The 3,934-nt window shown below is 63.8% G+C and carries 3 protein-coding genes; all 3 read right to left on the bottom strand.

Going from position 1 to position 3,934, the window contains the following annotated elements; translation table 11 throughout:
• Window positions 1-288, bottom strand: a 288-nt coding sequence (locus J0I64_RS02895; protein ID WP_291406120.1) for a metallophosphoesterase, incomplete at its 3' end; no start/stop codon positions are given.
• A 127-nt stretch (window positions 289-415) separates the two neighbouring features.
• Window positions 416-2,281, bottom strand: coding sequence for an extracellular solute-binding protein (locus J0I64_RS02890; RefSeq protein WP_291406119.1), 1,866 nt, complete (start codon window positions 2,279-2,281; stop codon window positions 416-418).
• Window positions 2,282-2,311: 30 nt separating this feature from the next.
• Window positions 2,312-3,928: an ABC transporter ATP-binding protein gene (locus J0I64_RS02885; RefSeq protein ID WP_291406121.1), complete on the bottom strand. Its 1,617-nt coding sequence runs from the start codon at window positions 3,926-3,928 to the stop codon at window positions 2,312-2,314.
• Window positions 3,929-3,934: the final 6 nt, after the last annotated feature.

Raw genomic sequence — 3,934 nt, 5'->3', positions numbered from 1 at the left:
GAAGGCCCAGTCAATGATCCCGGCAGAGCGCACGGCGACGACATTGCCCAGTTCGAACACGTCGCCATTGATCAGGACGAGGTGGGGGACGGGATTGCTCGCGACTTCGCTTTCGAGCGTTGCCAGCAGTTCGGCGGTGCGTTCATAGGCCGAGTGCAGATCGGACAGCACGATGATGCGGCCGGCGGCTTCCTGCGCCAGGGCCGCAGTGGCCGAGGCAATGAAGGGCAGGGCGGCAGCGGAACCGAGAAGTTGCAGTGCCAGGCGGCGGGTGATGGTGTTCGTCATGCCCAAATGTCCTTGTAGTAACAGCGCCCGTGTGAGGCGGGCGGATAACTGCACGGACGCCACGACACTGTCGTGACAGGGCAGGCGGGGGAAGCGCGAGCTCCCTCCGCCTTTCATTCGGCTCGGACTATTGCGACGCGCCGCCGGTCTTTGCGGCCCGCTCTGCGTCCCACCACCAGATGGACGGGAAGCCATTGGCGAATTCGGGTAGGGTTGCCGGCTGCCCGAAACGGTCCCAGCGGGCGGTGCGCGAATAGCGCAGGGAATAGCCGGGAACCACATAGTCGTGGGCGAGGAGAACGCGATCGAGCGCCTCGGTCACGGCGAGCTGCGTGTCGCGGTCGCTGGCGGCGACGAGCTTGTCGATCAGCGCGTCCACACCCGGATCGGCAATGCCGGCATAGTTCCGCGAGCCCTCTTCGGATGCGCTCTTCGAGCCGAAGAAGAAGCGCTGTTCGTTGCCCGGCGAGTAGGACTGGGCCCAGCTTGCATAGATCATGTCATAGTCGAAGCTGCGCAGCCGGTTGATATATTGCGGCGTGTCGACCATGCGCACGGTCACGGCGATACCGATCTGCCCCAGATTGCGCTGCAGGTTGGCAGCGATGGCTTCGAGCGTCGGCTGGTGCATCAGGATTTCAAAGCTGAGCTGCTGGCCCTTGGCGTCAACGAGCTGGGTGCCGTTGAGCTTGTAACCGGCCTCGGTCAGCAGGCCGAGCGCCTTGCGCAGGTTTTCGCGCAGCTTGGTCGGATCGCCGTTGACCGGGTTGGTGTATTCCTCGGTGAAGACCTTTGCCGGCACCAGGTCCTTCACGCTTTCCAGAATATCGAGCACTTCGCCCTGCGGCAGGCCCTTGGCGGCGAAGGGCAGGCCGAAGAAGTAGGAATTCACGCGGGCGTACTGGTTATAGAAGATGGTGCTGTTCAGCTCTTCGAAGTCGAAGGCGTAGTTGAGGGCCTCGCGCACGCGCTGGTCCTGAAACTTCTCGCGGCGCAGGTTGGGGATGAAGCCAACCATTTCCCCGCGGCCGTTGTAGTCCTGGGGGAATTCTTCCTTGACGACGCGACCATCGGCAACAGCCGGGAAGTCAAAACCCGTGGCCCAGCGGCGGGCGGTATATTCGCTCCACCAGTCGAACTGGTCGCCCTTGAAGGCTTCGAACCAGACCGATTCATCGAGGTAATATTCGTAGTCGATCTCGTTGAAATTGTTGTAGCCGATCTGGGTCGGATGATCCTTGGCCCAATAGTCCTCGACACGCTTGTAGCTGACCGAGCGACCGGCTTCGAAGCTGGCGATTTCGTAGGGGCCCGAGCCCAGCGGCGGCTCGAGCGTCGAGGCGCCGAGATCGCGCTGCTTGCCGTTGGCGTCGGTGCCTTCCCACCAATGCTTGGGGAGCACGAGCAACTGGCCCAGGATCTGGGGCAGTTCGCGATTGCCCGTCATGTCGAACTTGAAGGTGACTTCGCCGGGGGCGGTCACTTCGGCACTGGTGATATTGGCGTAGTATTGGGCATAGACCGGGCTCAATTCCTTCGATTTGTCGAAGGACCAGACGACGTCCTCGGCGGTCACCGGCTCGCCATCGTGCCAGCGCGCCTTGGGGTCCATACGGAAGATCACCGAACCATAGTCGTCGGCGACCTTCATCGCTTCGGCCAGCATGCCATAGGAGGTGTTCACCTCGTCGAGCGATGGAGTCAGCAGGGTTTCGTAGATGAGCCCGATGCCGCTGGCGACCTCGCCCTTGGGCAGGATGGGGTTGAAGGTATCAAAGCCGCCACGGCTGCCGAGACGCACGGTGCCGGCCTTGGGGGCGTCGACATTGACATAGTCAAAGTGAGCGAAGCCTTCGGCATATTTCGGGGGCTCGGTGAGGCTCGAAGAATTCACCCAGACGCCGGTCGGGGTCTGGGCAAGAGCCGGAAGGGCAAGGCCGAGGGCCACGAGCCCGGAGGCGAGAAGGGTCGAGATCAGGTTCGAGCGCTTCATGTGTTGGCTCCGCTTTTCAATTGGCTGAGGTTAGTCGCTTTGCTCGGCCGAGGACAATCCGGGACTTTCGATGTCGAAAGCGGCGGCGATCAGCTGGCTGGTATAGGGATCGCGCGGGCGCGCGAAAATAGCGGCGGCGGGACCGGTTTCGACCACCTTGCCGTGCCGCATCACCACCAGTGACTGCGCCAGGGCCTTCACCACCCTGAGGTCGTGGCTGATGAACAGGAAGGTCAGGTCGCGGCGGCGCTGTACGTCGCGCAGCAGGTCGATCACCTGCGCCTGAATGGAAATGTCGAGTGCCGAGGTCGGCTCGTCGAGCACCAGGAAATCCGGCTCAAGTACGAGTGCCCGGGCAATGGCGATGCGCTGGCGCTGGCCGCCGGAGAATTCGTGCGGATAGCGGTTGATCACATTGGGATCGAGGCCCACTTCGCCGAGCACGGCGATGACGCGTGCCTCGCGCTCGGCTGGTGTCAGCCGGGGCATGTGCACGGCCATGCCTTCGCCGATGATCTCGCCCACCGACAGGCGCGGGCTCAACGAACCAAAGGGGTCCTGAAACACGATCTGCATGTGCCGCCGCATGGGGCGCATGGCGCGGGTCGAGAGCTGCGACACGTCCTGGCCGAGAACCACGATCTTGCCGTTGGAGGGGATCAACCGCAGCAGGGCATAGCCCAGCGACGACTTGCCCGAGCCGCTTTCGCCCACGACGCCCAGCGTCTCGCCCTTGCGGATGGTGATATCGACGCCATCGACCGCGCGCAGATGTCCCACCGTGCGGCGCAGCAGCCCGCGCTTGATCGGAAACCAGACTTTGAGGTCCTTGGTTTCAACGAGCACCGGTGCGCCGGACCGCGGCAGGACCGGCGCACCCTTGGGCGCTGCCGCGAGCAGCTTTTTGGTATAGGCGTGCTGGGGATGGGCGAAGATCTCGGCGGTCGGCCCGGTTTCGACGATTTCGCCGTTGGTCATCACGGCCACCCGATCGGCGATCTTGCGCACGATGGTCAGGTCATGGGTGATGAAGAGCATCGCCATGCCGTGCTGGCGCTGGAGCTTCTTGAGCAGGGCCAGGATCTGCGCCTGCACGGTCACGTCGAGCGCCGTGGTCGGCTCGTCGGCGATCAGCAGTTTGGGGTTGTTGGCAAGGGCCATGGCGATCATGACGCGCTGGCGCTGGCCACCCGAGAGCTGGTGCGGATAGTCGTCGATGCGGCTTTCGGGATCGGGAATGCCGACCTCGGCCAAGAGCTCAAGCGTGCGCTTGCGGGCCGCCGTCTTGCGCATGCCCTGATGGGTCGCGAGCACTTCGCTGACCTGCTTGCCGACGGTATGGACCGGATTGAGCGAGCTCATCGGCTCCTGAAAGATCATGCCGACATCATTGCCGCGCACGCCGCGCAACTGTGCGGGCGAGGCGGCGACGAGATCCTGCGCGCCGAGATGGATGGTGCCGGTAAGGCTCGCCGCGGGCGGCAGGAGCTTGAGCACCGACAATGCGGTCACCGACTTGCCCGATCCGCTTTCGCCGACCAGCGCCAGCGTCTCGCCCGGCGCGATATCGAAACTGACTTTCCTGGCCGCCTCGAAGGCGCCAAAGCGGATGGTCAGGTCGCGGACGGAAAGAAGGGGCGCGGTCATGAGAAG

The sequence above is a fragment of the Devosia sp. genome (genome assembly GCF_017307565.1).
Classification (GTDB): Bacteria; Pseudomonadota; Alphaproteobacteria; order Rhizobiales; family Devosiaceae; genus Devosia.
The sequence above is the reverse complement of the archived record's forward strand: the minus strand, read 5'-3'. Positions and strand labels throughout refer to the sequence as shown.

Coding starts and splice junctions, on each gene's coding strand:
- J0I64_RS02890 (WP_291406119.1), bottom strand. CDS start 2,281: ATGAAGCGCTCGAACCTGATCTCGACCCTTCTCGCCTCCGGGCTCGTG.
- J0I64_RS02885 (WP_291406121.1), bottom strand. CDS start 3,928: ATGACCGCGCCCCTTCTTTCCGTCCGCGACCTGACCATCCGCTTTGGC.